Genomic DNA, 18,531 nt, shown 5'->3' with positions numbered 1-18,531 from the left:
ACAAATATATTGCTAGCGGCTGGTCGGTCGACAATCTGACCGGTAAATAAAAAGTATAGAGGTTTTTAAAATGGGTCACCATTACTTAAATCAACTATTCGCCCCCGAAAGTGTTGCTATTTTCGGTGCCAGCGAAAATCCAGAGTCCGTGGGAACCTTAGTGCTGAAAAATATGTTAGAAGCAGGGTTTAAAGGCAATATTTACCCTATTAATCCTAAGTATACTTCAGTGCAAGGTCTCAACTGCCATCCTAATTTATCGCATATTAGCGAGCCAATTGATCTGGTTGTTATTGCCACGCCCGCGAAAACGATTGTAGACATTTTGCACCAGTGCAGTGATCACGGTGTGAAGGGCGCTCTTATTTTATCAGGTGGATTTAGCGATGGTGGCGCTCGGGGCAAGCGTTTAGAGAAAGATGTGCTTGAAGTGGCACGTCAATACAATATTCACCTCATAGGCCCCCATTGCACCGGCGTCATGCGTCCTTCAGCAGGTTTCAATGCCTCTTATAGTCGAGGTCAAGCGCGTGCCGGTAAAATTGCATTGGTTACTCAATCCAGTGCTATCGGTAATGCGATTGTGGATTGGGCAGCATCGCGTCAAGTCGGTTTCTCTGCGGTAGTCAACTTAGGCGATGCGGTGGATGTAGATTTCGGCGATGTGCTAGATTATTTAGCACTTGATCCACAAACGCATAGTATTCTGCTTTACATCGAAGGGATTCACGACGCGCGCGGTTTCATGAGTGGATTACGTGCAGCTTCACGCATGAAGCCGGTGATTGTGCTAAAAGCCGGGCGTTATGAAGAGGGTTCGCGTGCTGCTAGTTCCCATACAGGGGCGATTGTAGGAGGTGATGATGCCTTTGATGCCGCCTTAGAAAGGGCTGGCGTGGTGCATGTTAAATCAATTGCCCAATTATTCTCAGCCGCTGAAATTTTGTCTTCAGGCATTTCGGTTAATCAAAATCGCCTACTGATTATCAGCAATGGTGGTGGCCCTGGTGTCATGGCGACTGATCGTGCGATAGAGGTAGGCTTGCGTATACCAAAGCTTAGCGAAGCCACACTAAGCGCATTAAATAAATTATTACCTTTGCCATGGTCACAAGATAATCCTGTCGATATTTTGGCCAGCGCTACACCCGAGCGTTATGAAGCTGTATTAAATATCTGTTTGATGGATGAAAATATTGATGGTGTCTTGGTCATTTTGGCACCGCAAGCGCTAACCGATGCTACTGGTGTGGCACAAGCTGTTATGCGTTGCCATGAGCAGTCCAAGAAGCCCATCATTGCTTGTTGGATGGGCGAAGACCAAGTGATTTTGGGGCGCGAAATTTTATCGGCGGGTAATGTGCCGAATTTCCGCACGCCGGATGCAGCGGTAGAAGCTTTCTCGTATCTCGCAAAATATCGTAGTAACCAGAAAATGTTGATGCAAGTGCCTGCTTCTGTAGAGCAGCAAGCCTCAGAACCAGATGTGGAGGGTGCGCGCCTCATTATCGAAAGTGTGCTGGCGCAAGGTCGACGTATGCTGTCTATCACAGAATCACGGGCGATTTTATCGGCTTTCCGCATTCCTTCTGTGCCCACTATTCTGACGCGTAGCCCGGCGGAAGCATTAGTAGCGGCTGAATCGGTTAACTTTCCAGTCGTTATGAAAATTAGTTCACCGGATATTATTCACAAATCTGATGTGAACGGGGTACGTTTAAACATTAATAGTGCGCGTCGTGTGCGTAGTGTGTATCAAGAATTATTGGAAGATACCGGACGTAATGCACCAGAGGCTCGTATTGAAGGGGTTACCGTAGAGCCCATGTATCGCGGCAGTAATGGGCGTGAATTAATGATCGGCGTGGTGCGCGATCCCGTATTTGGCCCCGTGATTAGCTTTGGTACCGGTGGTACAGCCGTTGAAGTACATCGTGATCGAGCGGTAGCTTTGCCGCCTCTAAACGATTACATGATTAAGAAAACCATCTGTCGCACGCGCTCTGCGAAAATGTTGGTTGAATTCCGCAATATGCCGGAAATTAATTTCCCTGCTTTGCGTCAAGTCTTGCAGCGGGTGTCAGAAATGGTCTGTGAATTGCCAGAAATTATTGAAATGGACATTAATCCGCTGATGGCCAATCCTGACGGTGTGGTGGCGGTGGATGCGCGTTTTAGTATTGGCTACCCTAAAGGTGCAGCACAGCCTTATGATCACATGGCGATTCATCCTTATCCGAATAATCTGGTTAAACATCAGCAGCTCGCGGATGGCACGAATATTCTGATTCGCCCGATTCGACCAGAAGATGCGGAAATGGAACAAGAATTCGTGCGCAATCTCTCTAAGCAGTCGCGTTATATGCGTTTTATGCAGTCATTGCGCGAATTGACGCCCGATATGTTAGTGCGCTTTACCCAAATTGATTATGATCGTGAGGTCGCGTTCTTAGGGATTGCGCGTGAGGATGGCAAGGATGTACAGGTAGGCGTGAGTCGGTATTCAATTAATCCTGATCGTGCGAGTTGCGAGTTTGCCTTAGTCATTGCAGATTCATGGCAGAATCGTGGTTTGGGGGGCTTGTTGATGCAAACCCTAATTGATGTCGCACGTCAACGTGGCTTACGCGTGATTATGGGTGAAGTATTGGCTGAAAATACGGGCATGTTAAAGCTCATGGAGCGCCTTGGGTTTGAAAAGCGCAAAAGTGAACATGACAGTGGCGTAGTAATCGTGACTAAGCGTTTGTCTAATGGCAATGGAAAAACGTGACTGACGATTTATTACCGGTTCAAGCAATGGCTAAGTTGGCGCATGACGAGGTGGTGCGCCAAACGCAAGCGTGGGTAGAACAACTTGTTATTGCAAAAAATCTCTGCCCTTTTGCGAAACTCCCTTATGAGCAGGGCAGAGTGCGCTTTATAGTCAGTGAAGCGACTCGTCCGGAACAATTACTGGGCGATTTGTTATGTGAGCTGCGGTATTTAGATACCCTTTCAGTTAAGCAGCTCGAAACAACACTCCTAATACATCCCTTGATATTGCAGGTTTTCCACGATTACCATGACTTTTTAGCCCTTGCTGAGCACTTGCTGAAGCGCGAGGGCTTTAAGGGGATTATTCAGATCGCAAGTTTTCATCCCGAGTATTGTTTTGCCGGTGTCGATCCCTTAGATCCTAGTCATTATACCAATCGTTCGCCCTTTCCCATGCTGCACTTGATTCGTGAGGAAAGTTTAGCTAAAGCACTCCAGCATTATCCCGATCCTGACGCTATTCCTGCACGGAATATTGAGCTTATGCAACAGCTTGGCGTTAATGCGCTACAATCTTTGCTTCATCGTATTCAACGAGGTTGATTTATGGGGCAGCATGTTCATCAAATCCGCGAAGAATTGCCGTGGGTACTGCTATTTATTGCGAGTATCTGGGTAGTGTTTGGCCTCGAATACTTTATGCCTTCCCTGACCCAGTATGGTCTGATTCCGCGCACCCCTGAGGGTTTGACAGGTATTCTGACGATGCCTTTTCTGCATGGCAGCTTGTCACATATCCTAAGCAATACATTTCCACTGTTTGTCTTAATGATTTTATTAGCAGGTTCGCGGGCGAATAGCTGGACAGTGGTGTTTATGATTATCGTGATTGGTAATGGCCTATTGTGGCTATTAGGGCGCGGTGATGCAATCCATATCGGCGCTAGTGGTTTGGTGTTTGGACTAGCTATATTTTTAATTGCTTCGGGCTTTTTTGAGCGACGTTTCGTGCCCATTATTGTCGCTGTCGTCGTGGGCTTTCTGTACGGTTCTAGCTTGATTGCTGGCATGATGCCTTTTCAAGATGGTGTATCGTGGGATGGGCATTTATTCGGTGCAATAGCCGGTGGTATAGCCGCTTGGTGGTTGGCACGTCGCATTCAAGACGGTAAAGCTTAAATATGATCAAGCTGGATCAAGCCCAGATTTTTCAACAGCTTGTGCCAAGGGTGCAAGCTGCCATTCCAGCTATCCATATTTTTGACACCTTGCCATCGACTAATGAATGGCTATTAGAACAAGATCAAACTTGTGGCCATGTATGTCTCGCAGAACAGCAAAGTGCAGGGCGGGGCAGGCGAGGGCGTGTGTGGGAGTCGCCCCCCAGTGGTAATATTTATTTTTCCTTACGTTGGTGTTTCACCGAAACGCCCCAGTATTATGCTTGGTTAGGCTTAGTCGTGGGGGTAGCAGTAGCGGAAGCACTAGCCAATTATGGTTTACACCATCATCAAATCAAATGGCCGAATGATGTGTATATGCATGGTAAAAAACTCGCTGGTATTTTGCTGCAAACCGCACAGCCTTTACAGCAGGTGGTCATTGGTATTGGTATCAATACGGGTATGTCCGCTCACCAAACGCCAATAGACCAAGCGTGGTGTGATTTAGGGCAGTTACTAGCGCACACGATTGATCGTAATCGTTTAATTGCATTGCTACTGAATCGTTTAGTGCCGAGCTTGCAACAATTTCTGCATTTTAATCAGCCTGATTTTTTACAACAGTGGCAGCGTTGGGACTATTTAGCGAATAAATCTGTGAATATTTTTAATAATAACCAGCAGTTGCAAGGTTTAGTGCTTGGTTTGGATGCGCAAGGACAGTTATCTGTTAGATTAAACAGCGGTGAAACACAAAGCTTTTCATCCGCTGATATTTCCGTAAGAACAGCCTAGCTTAGCCTTAACCCTAAGCTAGGATTTGACGCCTTACATATTCGGATAATTGGGGCCACCACTGCCCTCGGGCGTTACCCACGTAATATTCTGGCGCGGGTCTTTAATATCACAAGTCTTGCAGTGAACACAGTTTTGTGCATTAATCTGTAAGCGCTTTGAACCAGACTCTTCGACAAACTCATAAACCCCAGCCGGACAGTAACGTTGCTCAGGGCCATCATAAAGTGCCAAATTCACATCCACTGGAATGCTAGGATCAGACAGTTTTAAGTGTGCTGGTTGGTTCTCTTCGTGATTGGTGCCTGAGATATACACCGAGGACAAACGATCAAAGGTTAAAACCCCATCAGGTTTAGGGTACACAATCGGCGTGGCTTGCTCTTTGTTGAGCAGGGTTTCATTGTCTTTGTGACCGTGTTTTAAAGTCCATGGTGCTTTGCCACGGAAGAGAATTTGATCAATACCGGTATAGAGTGTACCGACCCACAAACCCCATTTGAATGAAGGGCGTACATTGCGTGCAGCATGTAATTCAGTTTGCACCCATGAGTTTTTGAAGGCCTCAGTATAGGCACTTAGCTCAGGACTACTGTCGGTGTTTTGTAAAGCTTGGAAAGCCGCTTCTGCTGCTAACATACCGGACTTCATGGCGGTATGGGTTCCTTTGATTTTGGGCATATTCAGGGTGCCCGCATCGCAGCCAATCAATACACCACCGGGGAAAGTAAGTTTCGGTAGGCACTGTAACCCCCCTTCATTCAAAGCGCGTGCACCATAGGAAATACGTCTGCCGCCTTTGAAGGTATCGCGAATATGAGGGTGAGTTTTAAAACGTTGGAATTCTTCGAATGGGCTGAGATAAGGGTTTTTATAATCTAAACCGACGACAAAGCCCACGGCAACTTGATTGTTTTCCAAATGATAAAGGAAAGAGCCGCCATAAGTATCACTCGGTAAAGGCCAGCCAGCGGTATGAATCACTAAGCCTCGTTTATGCTGATCGGGTTCGACTTCCCAGAGTTCTTTGATACCAATGCCATACGTTTGTGGCTCTACCGCTTGTTCGAGATTAAATTTCGCTTTTAGACGCTTGCCTAAATGACCACGGCAACCCTCGGCAAAGAAGGTATAACAGGCATGTAATTCCATACCCGGCGTGTAATTGGAACCAGCCTCGCCGTTTTTCTCAATTCCCATATCACCGGTTACAATGCCTTTTACTGCGCCGTTTTCATCATAAAGTATATCAGCCGCCGCAAAGCCCGGATAGATTTCTACGCCCAGTGCTTCTGCTTGCTCAGCTAGCCAACGACAGAAGTTACCCAGACTGATAATGTAATTACCACTGTTATGCATAGCAGGTGGCAAAAATGCTTGGGGGGTGCGTAAGCTACTGGTTTCCGTTAAAAACAGAATTTGCTCTTCACTAACGGGGGTATTCAGTGGCGCATCTTTCTCTTTCCAATCAGGAATTAATTCATTCAGGGCAGTGGGTTCTAATACGGCTCCCGATAAGATATGTGCACCGATTTCCGAACCTTTATCCACTAAGCATACCGACACCTCATGGTTGTACTCTGCAGCTAATTGTTTTAAACGGATAGCCGCACTCAAACCAGCTGGTCCACCGCCGACAATGACCACATCAAATTCCATGACATCGCGTTCAATCGCTTCCACGTCCCATCTCCTTTCGCTGAAAATTGTTTTTGCTATTTGAACTTGCTTAGTCGCTTGATAACCCCTAAAAAAGTGAGTGACCAAGCTAGCAATCGACCATACATCCTATACGGATACGCTAACACAAGGAAGTTGTTGCATACTATGTAGCGTAAGAATACGTGATGAATTGATGAAATTAGTCTTTATAATTATTAAACAAATGTGAAAATCACTGAAACGATAAATTTGATTAATTTTTGATCTTTTTTGTCATCATTGGGGGCTAGCTTAAATGTTAAACTTTGATGACAATATTTGGAACAACCTTACACTTTTAATCAATACCTCTAATAACAGGAAGATAGGCTCATGGAAAAAGACCTTTCGATGGTGAAGTATGTCGGTCCATCCTTACAGCAACGTTTAGCAGAACATCAAATTACAAGCGTAGAACAAGTCGCAGCAGCATCGGTCGAAACACTGAGTGCCATTCCGGGCGTCGGTAAGTTAGCGCCAAAAATTCTAGCCAGTGCGCAAGCTGTTTTAGCGGACGAAGCACCTAAGCCTAAAGCACTGCGTGCTCCTAAAGTCGCTAAGCCGAAACTTGAAAAACAGCCAGAAGCTAATGCGGCTGCAGAAGATAAACCTGCAGACACTGAAGCGAAAAAGACTCGTGCCAAAAAAACGTCTAGTGAAAAAGTAGCAGCACCAAAAGCCAGCGTAGCAAAAGCTAAGAAACCCGCTGTTGCAGCGGCTCCTGAAGCTAAGCCTACGGTAACAACATCAACCAAAGCAAAAGCACCGAAATCCGAGAAAAAATCACCTGTGAAAGCTGCTAAGGAAGAGGTGGCCTCTAAGCCAACAGCAGTCAATCCTTTGCTGTCTGACTTTTTAGATACTGTTGCAGCGAAACAGGAAAAGAAGAAAAAAGAGCAAAAGAAGGCTGCTAAAGGTATTGTTAAAAAGTTAAAAGATCAAGACGATGATGCCAAGAAGAAAGAGAAAAAGGCTAAAGTGAAAGAAGACGCTAAGAAAAAGCCTGAGAAAAAAAATAAGAAAGACAAGAAAGACAAGAAAGACAAGGCTGAGAAAAAAGCAAAGAAAGAGAAAAAAGCTAAAAAAGCTGAGAAGAAAGAAAAGAAGTCAGAAAAAAAATCAGCTAAAAAAGCTAAATAAATCCAAGTGCTTTACGTCATCACCGCTAGTAAAGGTGGTTGTGAGTGACGAAGAGTTTTTGCATAATCCTCGGTTTGTGTCCAAATCGGGGATTTTCACGTGTATAGCTTAATCCGCCCATTATTATTTGCCTTACCACCCGAAGCTTCGCATAACCTTGCCTTAAGTGCTCTGAAAGTGGTGAGTTATTTAAATACTGGCGAGAAATCACACGCTATCCCAGGTCAAACCGTTAAAGTCATGGGGTTGGATTTTCCTAATCCAATTGGTCTAGCGGCGGGTTTAGATAAAAATGGCGATTATATCGATGCCTTAGCAACGGCTGGCTTCGGTTTTCTTGAGATTGGTACGATTACGCCCCGTCCCCAAGCAGGCAATCCCAAACCACGTCTATTCCGTCTCCCTGAGCATAAAGCAATTATTAACCGAATGGGTTTCAATAATCAGGGCGTTGATTATTTGCTTAAGCAGGTAAATCGTGCGCGTTATCAAGGAATTTTGGGAATTAATATCGGTAAAAATGTTGACACGCCGGTAGAGCGAGCTGTGCATGATTATTTATTAGGCTTGCATAAAGTTTATAAATACGCTGATTATATAACGATTAATATTTCATCCCCCAATACGCCCGGATTACGTTCTCTGCAATACGGTGAAGAGTTGCAGCAACTCCTCCGTCGGCTAAAACAAGAACAAAAAATATTAGCCGATCAAACGCAGCGCTATGTGCCCCTAGCGGTTAAGCTTGCACCGGATTTGGATCAAGCCGCTATTCAGTCGATGGCGCAAGTGATTCTTGAAACACAAATGGATGCAGTCATCGCAACCAATACGACGTTGGATAAAACAGTAGTCGCCACCTCGAAATATGGTGCAGAGCAGGGTGGCTTAAGTGGTGCACCCCTGACCGAATCTTCCACACGCGTGATTCGTGCCTTTCATAAAGCCTTAGCAGGACAAGTGCCGATTATTGGGGTAGGTGGCATTATGACGGGGGCAGATGCACAAGCCAAGTTAGAAGCGGGCGCGAGTTTAGTGCAGGTCTATAGTGGATTAATTTATCGGGGTTTAGGCTTGGTTAAGCAGTGTGTGAAGGCCACTAACCAAGCCCCCGAGGAGCTTGGTTAACGCTTAAAGGATTATTGCTTTGGTGCAGCAGGTGCTGCTGGTTGTGCAGGCGCTGCTGCATTAGCGGCTGGTGCAGGTGTGTTGACAGCAGGAGCAGGCATTTGAGCTTGAGCTGCTTTTTGCTGTTCTTGCATCTGCTTGACATAAGCATCAAATTGTGCGCGTTGTGCGGCCATTTGTTGCTGCATTTGCTGTTGCATCTGTGCAAAATTAGGCGCCATCATCGGTTGTGGCTGCATCATTGGCATAGGGTAAGCATACATGCCGGGGGCTTGCATCGTTGGTGCTGGTGCAGCAGGTGCTTGCGCTTGTGGTGCTGGCATTGGCGGATACATCATCATGGGTTGTTGATAGCCATAGCCACCCCAAGGATTGTATCCACCCCAAGGATTATTGCCGCCACCGTATTGCTGGGTATTACCATACAAATTATTGTAGCCAGTGCCGTAGCCAGAGCCTTGACCGTATAAATTACCGGCTGTATTACCTGCGCCACGACCTGCCATATCGGAAGCCATATTGCTCTTGCCTTTGCCTTTGAAGGTGATATTGAAATCCATTTCACCATCAGCATCGCCTTGTCCGCGTCCCCAACCATCTGCGTTACCAGCGCCCATACCTGAGCCTTGACCATAACCACTGGTGTTACCTTGGCCTGAACCTACGCCTTGACCACTACCAGTGCCGTTATTGAAGCCATCAAAGAAATCAGCGGAAGCTAGGCCAGTGCTGCTTAGTAAGACGATAGCTAAAGCGATCTTAGATAATTTCATACATGAATCCTCCGTAAAAGTCATATTGGTTAATATAAGAATATTATAATATTAGATTTAACAAAAAAGCAATCAATTTTAATGCAAGTATCTACAAATTGTTATGTATTTAATCTGTGAGTAATTTGGCACAAAAATTGCTTAATAAAGAAAGTTGCAAGCGCGTATCAGTTTTTGCTAGAGGGTATCTCGTTTTTTTTCAGTAGCTGAAATAATATAGGCAGCCATAACGCCAGCTTGATTTTAGTCATAGAATGAGTAGGCAATCAATAAAGGCTAGGAGGATGGCATGTTTGTTGTGTGTGGTGAGGCATTATTTGATGTGTTTCTTGAGCATGGCACTAAATTAACAGAGACCACGCTCAAGTTTGAAGCACGTGTGGGCGGATCACCTTTTAATGTGGCGATTGGCTTAGCGCGCTTGGATCGCTCCGTTGCCATGTTAACCGGTCTATCGAGTGATTTTCTAGGTGAGCGTTTGATGGCTGTACTGCAATCCGAACAGGTTGCTACGCATTGGATTACACGCAAACCAGCGCCTACGACCTTAGGGTTTGTCCAGCACGGTGAGGATGGCGTGCCTGCCTATGCCTTTTATGGTAATGGTGCCGCCGATCGGGTGCTAGCGCCTAGTGATGTGGCAGCTTTCGATTTGAGCCAGATTAGTGGCTTGCATGTAGGGTCGTATTCGCTGGTAGTGGATAGTGCAGCGCAAGCCTATCACCAACTGATTCAGCAAGCGGCGGGCAAGAAGCTCATTTCGATTGATCCCAATATTCGCCTCAATGTAGAGCCAAATAAAGCTATTTGGCGTGAGCGTGTGGCGGATTTATTGCCGCTGGTGGATATGGTTAAAGTCAGTGATGAAGATATTGGTCTTTTATATCCTGATCAAGATCCCGAAGTAGTGATGCAAGACTGGTTAGGCAAGGGCTTAAAACTTTTAGTCTTAACGCGTGGTAGTAAAGGCGCAAGTTTGTGGAGTCAACAGGCGCGCGTAGATATTGCTGCGCCCACGATTAAAGTGGTTGATACGGTGGGGGCGGGAGATACCTTCCAAACAGCGCTTATTGATGCGGTGTTAACCCTGCGAGATGCTTCTTTGGATGCATGGGATAAGCACTTAACAGCCCATACCTTAGAAAAAATTGGGCGCTTTGCTGCTACTGCAGCGGCAATTACCTGTTCACGACGCGGCGCAGATTTACCTAAGCGTGCTGAAGTTGAGGCACAGCTTAATGCCTCTTAATGCATGGAATAGATGGAATGAGTAGTATCGTTATTCCAGTCGAACCGTTTGACTTGGTCATTTTTGGTGGAACTGGCGATTTATCAATGCGTAAATTATTACCTGCTTTGTATCGGCGCGATGCCGATGGGCAGATCCCCCCTCCAGCGCGCATTATTGGTTTGGCGCGTGCGGATCAAACCACCGACGATTTTCGTCAAGAAGCGCGCGAAGCCTTACAAAAACATATTCCGGCGCAAGAACTTCAAGCTGAAGCGCTTGAGCGTTTTATTAAGCGTTTGGCCTATCTACATAATGATGTAACACATCCTGAAGGCTGGGGCGATTTGGTAGCACTACTAAATGAACAGCCTAATCATATTCGTGTTTATTATCTGGCTGTGAGTCCCAGTTTATTTGGCGTCATTGCAAATGGTCTGGCAAAGGTTGGCTTGTCGAATGGCCAATCACGTTTAGTCGTCGAAAAGCCATTGGGGCATGATTTAGCCAGCGCGCGTAAGCTCAACCAAGCAATTGGTGCGGTATTTGATGAGTCGCGTATTTATCGCATTGATCATTATCTTGGCAAAGAAACGGTGCAAAACCTCATGGCGCTGCGCTTTGCGAATGCTTTATTTGAACCCATTTGGAATGCGCATTGCGTAGATCATGTGCAAATTACCGCCGCCGAGTCCTTAGGGGTAGGGTCACGCGGTGAGTATTATGATAAAGCGGGCGCGGTACGTGATATGGTGCAGAATCACTTGATTCAGTTATTGTGCCTGATTGCGATGGAGCCGCCTTACACCTTTAATGCGGATGCAGTACGCGACGAAAAATTAAAAGTGCTGCGTTCCTTACGCCCATTACAAGGGCGCGCGGTATTAGCCAATACTGTGCGTGGTCAATATCAAGCCAGTCACGACTCTCCTTCTTACGTACAAGAAGCAGGGAATCCTGATAGCCGCACCGAATGTTATGTAGCCATCAAGGCAGAGATTGATAATTGGCGTTGGTCAGGTGTGCCATTTTATTTACGCACTGGCAAGAAACTACGTGCACAAATGACTGAAATTGCCATTGTTTTCAAAGAGCCTACACATTCGGTTTTCGGTGAAATTGAAACCCCTATGATGCCGAATGTATTGAGTATTCGTTTGCAGCCTGATGAGGGTTTGCGCTTGAATATTATGACCAAAGATCCGGGGCCGGGTGGCTTCCGCTTACGTGATATTCCTTTGGACATGACCTTTGCGGAGGGACGCGCTGCCAATTGGCGGATGCCGGACGCTTATGAACGGCTGATTATGGACGTGGTACGTGGCAATCAGACGCTTTTCATGCGTGGCGATGAAGTTGAAGCCGCGTGGGCATGGATTGATCCGATTATTGCGGCGTGGGATGCCTCTGGTACGCGCCCTGATCATTATGAGCCAGGGAGTCGTGGTCCCATTGCTTCGGTCGAAATGATGGCCTTAGATGGTCGGCGTTGGCGCGAGATTGAGGCCAAGGAGCACGATTAATGACTCGTTTGCAAACTTGGCCAGATCGCGCAAGCCAAGCCAAGGGTTTAGCTGCTTTGGTGGCGCAAGAATTAGGCCAAGCGTTAAGGCTAAAACCGTCAGCGAGCTTTGCTGTTCCGGGGGGCACAACACCTGCACCTTTTATGCAAGCCTTGGCTCAACATGCGCTCGATTGGTCGAGGCTCACCGTGACTTTGACCGATGAGCGCCAAGTACCTCCTGAGCACGAGCGTTCTAATGCATTGTTATTACGCGAGAACTTACTGCAATTTGTGCCCGATTTAAGGTTTATTCCTTTATATGAAACAGGCGCTATTCAGCAGATCTCGGAGCGCTTAACACAACAAGTTTTGCCATTCACCACGTGTGTATTGGGGATGGGCACCGATGGGCATTTTGCTTCTTTGTTTCCCCAAGCTAAGCAATTAGCGCTTGGTCTGGATTTGCAGCAACCACAAGCGCTATTGGTAATGGAAGCGCCAAACATTCCCGAGACCCGCTTAAGTCTCAGTTTAGCAGCGTTGTTAAGTGCTAAGTCTCTACATCTTTTAATTAGCGGGGCAGAAAAATTGGCGGTGTGGCAACAAGCGCTTGCTCGGGTTGAGCAACAGCAACGTGTTTTGCCGATTGATTATTTATTGGCTGAGGCGGGTGATAAATTAGTCACTCATTATGCGCCTTAGTCTTGCTTTTGGCATTGCCAAGAGGAGCTATAAACCATGAGTGAATCTCATCCTACCCTGCGTGCTGTCACCGAACGTATCAAACAGCGCAGCCATAAGACGCGTGCACATTATCTAGATACGGTGCAACAAGCAGCCCAGCGTAGCCGCCAGCGCCCATTAAGTTGTGGCAATTTGGCTCATGCTGTTGCTGCTGTGCCTGAATTGGACAAATTGCGTATTGTTGAATGGACAGCAGGTAATATTGGTATTGTTACTGCTTACAATGACATGCTGTCTGCGCATCAGCCGTTTGAAAAATACCCTGAATTAATACGTCAAACGGCGCGTAAGGCTGGTGGCACCGCCCAAGTGGCGGGTGGTGTGCCTGCGATGTGTGATGGGGTTACCCAAGGGCAACCGGGGATGGAGCTATCGCTGTTTTCACGCGATGTGATTGCGATGGCAGCCGGTATTGCTTTAAGTCATGATGTGTTTGATGCTGCGGTATTTTTAGGGGTTTGTGACAAAATCGTGCCCGGCTTAGTGATAGCGGCAGCGACGTTTGGACATTTACCTTGTATCTTTTTACCCGCAGGCCCTATGACCTCGGGGATTTCGAATGATGCCAAGTCCAAAGTACGTCAGCTTTATGTCACGGGGCAGGTCGGGCGTAAAGAATTACTCGATGTTGAGATGCAGTCCTATCACAGTGTAGGCACTTGTACCTTTTACGGTACGGCCAATACCAATCAAATGCTGATGGAATTCATGGGCTTACAATTGCCTGGCAGTAGCTTTATTAATCCTAATACACCGCTACGCGAAGCTTTAACGGTGGCAGGGATACAGCGTGCCTTGGCGATGACACGCCAAAGTGGCTCTTATAAACCAGTCAGTGAGATTTTAAGTGCTGAAGCCTTTGTAAATGGGATGGTTGGCTTAAATGCGACCGGAGGCTCTACCAATTTAGTGCTGCATATTGTGGCTATGGCACGTGCAGCAGGGTGGTTGATTCGCCCGGAAGATTTTGCTGATTTATCGCGTATGACACCGCTGATGGCAAGGGTTTATCCGAATGGTTCTGCCGATGTAAATCATTTCCATGCTGCCGGTGGTTTGCAGTTTGTGATTCGTGAATTGTTGGCGGCTGGCTTATTGCACGAAGATGTGGAAACGGTGGCAGGCAGGGGGTTAACACATTACGCCCAAGAAGCGTTTTTGAATGCCGATGGAACAGTGGAATGGCGTGAGGGGGCGAGCGTGAGTCATGATCATGACATCTTGCGCCCTTATCATGATGCCTTCCAGCCGTCTGGCGGCTTGGAGCGTTTGCAGGGCAATATGGGTGAGGCCGTAATAAAAGTCTCAGCGGTAAAGCCTGAAAAGCGTTTTGTGGAAGCACCAGCGCGCGTTTTTCATGACCAACAGGATGTCAAAAAAGCGTTTGAAGCGGGTGAATTGAATCAGGACTGTGTTTGTGTAGTGCGTTTCCAAGGGCCAAAAGCCAATGGAATGCCCGAGTTACATAGCCTTACGCCACCATTAAGTGTGCTCCAAGAAAAAGGTTTTAAAGTGGCTTTAGTGACGGATGGACGTATGTCTGGTGCAAGTGGCAAAGTGCCTGCTGCCATTCATTTAAGCCCAGAAGCGGCTGATGGCGGTGCCATCGCCTGTATTCAAGATGGCGATATGATTCGACTCGATGCAGATAATGGCATTTTAGAGGTGTTAGCCCCTAATTTTGCTCAGCGCAGTCCCGTTAAAGCGGATTTATCTGCCAATGATTGCGGGATGGGTCGCGAATTATTCCAAGTATTTCGCCAAGCTGTTGGTACAGCCTCTAATGGAGCGATTTCATTATTTAACGAAGGAGCAGTGTCATGAGTGTAGAGTCCCATTGGGCGACATTGCGCCAGCACGCGGAGCGTCTGAGCCAAACAACATTACGCGATTTATTTGCTCAAAATCCAAAGCGGTTTGACGAATTAAGTGCTAACCAAGACGATTTATTATTTGATTATTCGCGCGAAAAAATAGATCAGGCGGTGATTGCCGATTTATTGAACTTGGCGCAAGCTGCGGGTGTGGAACAATGGCGTGAGAAATTAGCGAGCGGCGAAAAGATTAATAATACGGAATCGCGTGCCGTGCTGCATATGGCCTTGCGCGACGGGGCATCAGCTAATGTACAAGTTGATGGGGAAGTGGTAGCAGACAAGGTGCACGAGGTGCGTGAGCGTTTTCTGCAATTCGCTGAATCGGTGCGCACTGGGACTTATGCGAGCGCCGATGGTCAGAAGTTCACTGATGTGGTGAATCTAGGGATTGGTGGTTCGGATTTAGGGCCAGTCATGGCGACCTTGGCGTTACATCCTTGGCACGATGGGCCGCGTCTACATTTTGTCTCGAATGTTGATGGGGCCCATATTATTGATACCTTGAAGCCACTGAATCCCGCTAGCACCTTGGTGATTGTGGCTTCCAAAACCTTTACTACCGCTGAGACCATGCAGAATTTTGGCACCGCCTTAGCGTGGCTTAAGCAATCCTTAGGCGACCAAGCAGGGAAACACTTAGCGGCAGTTTCAACTAATTTAGCAGCTACACGTTCGTACCAGATTGATGATTCACGCGTATTTGGCTTTTGGGATTGGGTTGGCGGACGTTATTCCATTTGGTCGGCGATTGGGTTGCCACTGGCTATCGCGATTGGAAAAGTGCAGTTTGAAGCATTTTTGGCCGGTGCGAAAGCAATGGATGAGCATTTTCGTTCTGCACCCTTGGCGCAAAATCTGCCAGTGCTCTTTGCTTTAGTGGGTATTTGGCGACGTAATTTATTAAATTATCCAACCGTTGCGTTGATTCCTTACGATCAGCATTTGGCACGTTTTCCCGCTTATGTTCAACAATTGGATATGGAGTCGAATGGCAAGTCAGTCACTCGCACGGGGCAGTCGATTGCTCAGCAAACGGGGCCGGTGATTTGGGGCGAACCAGGGACTAATGCCCAGCATTCTTTTTTCCAATTGATCCACCAAGGCAGTGATGTGATTCCGGTGGATTTTATGGTGGCAGCAAATCCTAGTTCCAGCGCCGATTTTGCCGATGCTCAAGCCCACCAAGATAGCTTGCTCACCAATGTCTTAGCGCAAGCACAAGCCTTGGCCTTTGGACGTGATGAAGCGACTGTGCGTGCGGATATGCAAGCGGCAGGTTTAACGCCTGAACAAATCGATCCATTAGCAGCACCGCGCACTTTTCAAGGTAATCGACCTTCCAGTATGTTGATTTATCGCCAATTAACACCCGAGACCTTGGGGCGTTTAGTGGCGCTTTTTGAACATAAGGTATTCGTACAAGGTATTATTTGGAATATCAATTCTTATGACCAATGGGGCGTGGAGTTAGGGAAAAAGCTCGCGAATGCTTTATTGAGTTTTGTACAAAAACGAGTAGTACCTAATGATATTGATAGTGCTAGCGCAGGCGCATTAAACCATATTAATCAGTTACGCCGCTAAACCTGTCAGTTACAAGGATTAAATCAATGTTAGCCATCAAAGAAATTTGCCAACAAGTACCGGTTATTCCGGTGTTGGTTGTGAAGGACGTTGCACATGCTGTACCACTAGCCGAGGCTTTAGTGAGTGGCGGCTTGCATGTACTGGAGGTTACTTTACGCACGCCCGCTGCCCTAGAGGTAATTCGTGCCATGAGTACAGTGCAAGGTGCGATAGTGGGAGCAGGGACAGTACTGAATGCCCAAGATGTACAGGCGGCTAAGCAAGCAGGTGCTACTTTTGCTGTTTCCCCCGGCGCAACTGAGAGCTTATTAGCAGCCGCTGAGACTGAGCAATTAGCCCTTTTACCAGGGGCTTCTACAGCTTCTGAAGTGATGTATTTGCTAGAGCGCCAGTATACAGCTTTGAAGTTCTTTCCTGCGGAGTCGGTAGGGGGTATTGGTATGTTGAAGTCCTTATATGGCCCTTTGCCAGCAGTTTCATTTTGCCCCACGGGTGGCATTAGTCCCCGTAATGCGGCTGATTATTTAGCCTTGCCGAATGTGATGTGTGTGGGGGGATCGTGGCTTGCGCCCGAGGATTTAGTTCAAGCAGGGCTATGGGATAGCATTGCGGCCTTAGCTGAAGCCACTCAAACCTTAGGTACGCGCAAAGCTTAAACTTTAGGATTTATAATAATGAATTTATCACCATTTAAATTAGATCGTCGCACCAAGATCGTTGCCACCTTAGGGCCTGCGTCACAAGAGCCAGCGGTGATGCGCCGTTTGGTGGAAGCTGGCGTCAATGTATTCCGTTTGAATTTTAGTCATGGTACACGCGAGGCTCAGCGAGCTTTATACGAGACAGTACGCCAGATTGAAGCCGAGATTGGTCGCCCACTTAGTATTCTGATGGATTTGCAGGGACCCAAATTGCGCATTGGAACCTTTGCAGAAGGGCCGATTCATCTGCAAACCGGCGCTACCTTTACCTTATATTTGAATGCACGTAAGGGGGATAAGGAGGGGGTAACGCTGCCACATCCTGAGATTTTTGAGGTACTGCGCTCAGGGCATGAGTTGCTCTTGGATGATGGCAAACTGCGGCTTAAAGTTACCAATACCGCTGAGCCAGGCGTGGCCGTCACCGAAGTTTTAGTGGGTGGCGCATTATCAGATCGCAAAGGTGTGAATGTGCCACAAACGCAATTACCCATTAGTGCTTTAACAGAAAAAGACCGTGCTGATTTGGCCTTCGGTTTGGAGTTGGGAGTTGATTGGGTCGCTTTATCTTTCGTACAACGCCCTGAAGATATTATTGAGGCGAAGCAATTAATTGGGGATCGTGCGGGCGTTTTAGCAAAATTAGAAAAGCCATCTGCTTTGGATAATTTGGAGGAAATCATTGAGTTATCGGATGCGGTGATGGTGGCTCGTGGTGATTTAGGTGTGGAGCTGCCACCCGAGCGCGTGCCTATGATTCAAAAGCGTATTGTCAGTTTGGCGCGCCATCATGGTCGCCCGGTTATCGTAGCGACTCAGATGTTAGAGTCGATGATTAACGCGCCGGTTCCAACACGCGCTGAGGCCTCTGATGTTGCAACAGCGATTTATGATGGGGCGGATGCAGTCATGTTGTCGGCGGAAACAGCGGCTGGTAAATATCCGCTAGAAGCAGTTGAAGTCATGGGGCGTATTATTAGCGAGACTGAAAAAGATTTGCGTAGTCGCCATGTCTTGAAAGCTGATCCTTTAAGTGATGAAGAGTCAACCGATGCGGATGTGATCGCTTATGCGGCCTCACAAATTGCCTCAGTACGCCATTGTAAAGCCATTGTGACCTTTACCAGCACGGGTTCTACCACAGTGCGTGCTGCACGGGTGCGTGGTGATGTACCGATTTTAGGGTTAACGCCTTCCTTACAGGTATCGCGCAAATTAGCCTTAGTATGGGGTGTTTATAGTGTGCAAACGCGTGATGTCGTTTCGTTCTCAGATATGGTAGGTAAAGCGGTGCGTATGGTGCAACGTAAAGGTTTTGCTGAGCAAGGCGATCGTATTGTCGTCACAGCGGGCGTGCCCTTTGGTAAGCCGGGCACCACTAATGTGCTGCGTTTAGCGATGGTGTCTTCGGAGTACGGCAAGCCTTAATACTG

General features: G+C 47.2%; 15 protein-coding genes. 13 read left to right on the top strand and 2 right to left on the bottom strand.

The window, feature by feature from the left end; all coding sequences use genetic code 11:
• Nucleotides 1-70 precede the first annotated feature (70 nt).
• From A3IE_RS0106020 to A3IE_RS20025, 4 genes are read left to right on the top strand one after another with little or no spacing between them, the layout of a single operon-like run.
• Nucleotides 71-2,773: a bifunctional acetate--CoA ligase family protein/GNAT family N-acetyltransferase gene (locus tag A3IE_RS0106020; RefSeq protein ID WP_020394701.1), complete on the top strand. Its 2,703-nt coding sequence runs from the start codon at nt 71-73 to the stop codon at nt 2,771-2,773.
• 35 nt (nt 2,774-2,808) lie between these two features.
• Nucleotides 2,809-3,360 (top strand): DUF1415 family protein, encoded by a 552-nt coding sequence (locus A3IE_RS0106015; protein ID WP_169333050.1) that lies wholly within the window; start codon nt 2,809-2,811, stop codon nt 3,358-3,360.
• A 3-nt stretch (nt 3,361-3,363) separates the two neighbouring features.
• Complete coding sequence (locus A3IE_RS0106010; RefSeq protein WP_020394699.1) at nt 3,364-3,936, top strand: rhomboid family intramembrane serine protease; 573 nt, start codon at nt 3,364-3,366, stop codon at nt 3,934-3,936.
• A gap of 2 nt (nt 3,937-3,938) precedes the next feature.
• Complete coding sequence (locus tag A3IE_RS20025; protein WP_020394698.1) at nt 3,939-4,715, top strand: biotin--[acetyl-CoA-carboxylase] ligase; 777 nt, start codon at nt 3,939-3,941, stop codon at nt 4,713-4,715.
• A 33-nt stretch (nt 4,716-4,748) separates the two neighbouring features.
• On the opposite strand, the gene A3IE_RS0106000 is transcribed toward A3IE_RS20025, so the two are convergent.
• Nucleotides 4,749-6,398 carry an electron transfer flavoprotein-ubiquinone oxidoreductase gene (locus tag A3IE_RS0106000; protein ID WP_020394697.1) on the bottom strand — a complete coding sequence of 550 codons (1,650 nt, stop codon included), beginning with the start codon at nt 6,396-6,398 and terminating at the stop codon, nt 4,749-4,751.
• A gap of 351 nt (nt 6,399-6,749) precedes the next feature.
• Here A3IE_RS0106000 and A3IE_RS21930 point away from each other — a divergent pair, with 351 nt between their 5' ends.
• Nucleotides 6,750-7,556: a helix-hairpin-helix domain-containing protein gene (locus A3IE_RS21930; RefSeq protein WP_020394696.1), complete on the top strand. Its 807-nt coding sequence runs from the start codon at nt 6,750-6,752 to the stop codon at nt 7,554-7,556.
• A gap of 99 nt (nt 7,557-7,655) precedes the next feature.
• Nucleotides 7,656-8,684 (top strand): quinone-dependent dihydroorotate dehydrogenase, encoded by a 1,029-nt coding sequence (locus tag A3IE_RS0105990; protein WP_020394695.1) that lies wholly within the window; start codon nt 7,656-7,658, stop codon nt 8,682-8,684.
• An 11-nt stretch (nt 8,685-8,695) separates the two neighbouring features.
• Here A3IE_RS0105990 and A3IE_RS0105985 read toward each other — a convergent pair whose 3' ends face one another.
• Nucleotides 8,696-9,457 carry a hypothetical protein gene (locus A3IE_RS0105985; protein WP_020394694.1) on the bottom strand — a complete coding sequence of 254 codons (762 nt, stop codon included), beginning with the start codon at nt 9,455-9,457 and terminating at the stop codon, nt 8,696-8,698.
• 289 nt (nt 9,458-9,746) lie between these two features.
• Between A3IE_RS0105985 and A3IE_RS0105980 the strand changes: the two genes are divergently transcribed.
• Genes A3IE_RS0105980 through pyk form a run of 7 tightly spaced genes read left to right on the top strand, consistent with a single transcriptional unit; the run spans nt 9,747 to nt 18,526 of the window.
• Nucleotides 9,747-10,706: a carbohydrate kinase family protein gene (locus tag A3IE_RS0105980; protein ID WP_020394693.1), complete on the top strand. Its 960-nt coding sequence runs from the start codon at nt 9,747-9,749 to the stop codon at nt 10,704-10,706.
• 17 nt (nt 10,707-10,723) lie between these two features.
• Nucleotides 10,724-12,208: a glucose-6-phosphate dehydrogenase gene (gene zwf / locus A3IE_RS0105975; protein WP_020394692.1), complete on the top strand. Its 1,485-nt coding sequence runs from the start codon at nt 10,724-10,726 to the stop codon at nt 12,206-12,208.
• Nucleotides 12,208-12,891, top strand: coding sequence for a 6-phosphogluconolactonase (pgl, locus tag A3IE_RS0105970; RefSeq protein ID WP_020394691.1), 684 nt, complete (start codon nt 12,208-12,210; stop codon nt 12,889-12,891). The genes zwf and pgl overlap by 1 nt, the downstream gene beginning before the upstream one ends.
• A gap of 36 nt (nt 12,892-12,927) precedes the next feature.
• Entirely contained in the window at nt 12,928-14,757 is a 1,830-nt protein-coding gene (edd, locus tag A3IE_RS0105965) for a phosphogluconate dehydratase (RefSeq protein ID WP_020394690.1), read from the top strand.
• The gene (gene pgi / locus A3IE_RS0105960) at nt 14,754-16,394 is read left to right on the top strand and encodes a glucose-6-phosphate isomerase (protein WP_020394689.1); all 1,641 of its coding nucleotides are present in this window, start codon (nt 14,754-14,756) and stop codon (nt 16,392-16,394) included. Before edd ends, pgi begins: the two co-directional genes overlap by 4 nt.
• A 26-nt stretch (nt 16,395-16,420) precedes the next feature.
• Nucleotides 16,421-17,053, top strand: coding sequence for a bifunctional 4-hydroxy-2-oxoglutarate aldolase/2-dehydro-3-deoxy-phosphogluconate aldolase (gene eda, locus A3IE_RS0105955; RefSeq protein WP_020394688.1), 633 nt, complete (start codon nt 16,421-16,423; stop codon nt 17,051-17,053).
• A gap of 18 nt (nt 17,054-17,071) precedes the next feature.
• Complete coding sequence (gene pyk / locus A3IE_RS0105950) at nt 17,072-18,526, top strand: pyruvate kinase (RefSeq protein WP_020394687.1); 1,455 nt, start codon at nt 17,072-17,074, stop codon at nt 18,524-18,526.
• Nucleotides 18,527-18,531 lie beyond the last annotated feature (5 nt).

It is taken from the genome of Thiolinea disciformis DSM 14473 (assembly GCF_000371925.1).
Classification (GTDB): Bacteria; Pseudomonadota; Gammaproteobacteria; order Thiotrichales; family Thiotrichaceae; genus Thiolinea; species Thiolinea disciformis.
This window is presented reverse-complemented; position numbering and strand designations above follow the sequence as displayed.

Coding starts and splice junctions, on each gene's coding strand:
- zwf (WP_020394692.1), top strand. CDS start 10,724: ATGAGTAGTATCGTTATTCCAGTCGAACCGTTTGACTTGGTCATTTTT.
- A3IE_RS0105980 (WP_020394693.1), top strand. CDS start 9,747: ATGTTTGTTGTGTGTGGTGAGGCATTATTTGATGTGTTTCTTGAGCAT.
- A3IE_RS0106020 (WP_020394701.1), top strand. CDS start 71: ATGGGTCACCATTACTTAAATCAACTATTCGCCCCCGAAAGTGTTGCT.
- edd (WP_020394690.1), top strand. CDS start 12,928: ATGAGTGAATCTCATCCTACCCTGCGTGCTGTCACCGAACGTATCAAA.
- pgl (WP_020394691.1), top strand. CDS start 12,208: ATGACTCGTTTGCAAACTTGGCCAGATCGCGCAAGCCAAGCCAAGGGT.
- pyk (WP_020394687.1), top strand. CDS start 17,072: ATGAATTTATCACCATTTAAATTAGATCGTCGCACCAAGATCGTTGCC.
- A3IE_RS0105985 (WP_020394694.1), bottom strand. CDS start 9,457: ATGAAATTATCTAAGATCGCTTTAGCTATCGTCTTACTAAGCAGCACT.
- A3IE_RS21930 (WP_020394696.1), top strand. CDS start 6,750: ATGGAAAAAGACCTTTCGATGGTGAAGTATGTCGGTCCATCCTTACAG.
- eda (WP_020394688.1), top strand. CDS start 16,421: ATGTTAGCCATCAAAGAAATTTGCCAACAAGTACCGGTTATTCCGGTG.
- A3IE_RS20025 (WP_020394698.1), top strand. CDS start 3,939: ATGATCAAGCTGGATCAAGCCCAGATTTTTCAACAGCTTGTGCCAAGG.
- pgi (WP_020394689.1), top strand. CDS start 14,754: ATGAGTGTAGAGTCCCATTGGGCGACATTGCGCCAGCACGCGGAGCGT.
- A3IE_RS0106010 (WP_020394699.1), top strand. CDS start 3,364: ATGGGGCAGCATGTTCATCAAATCCGCGAAGAATTGCCGTGGGTACTG.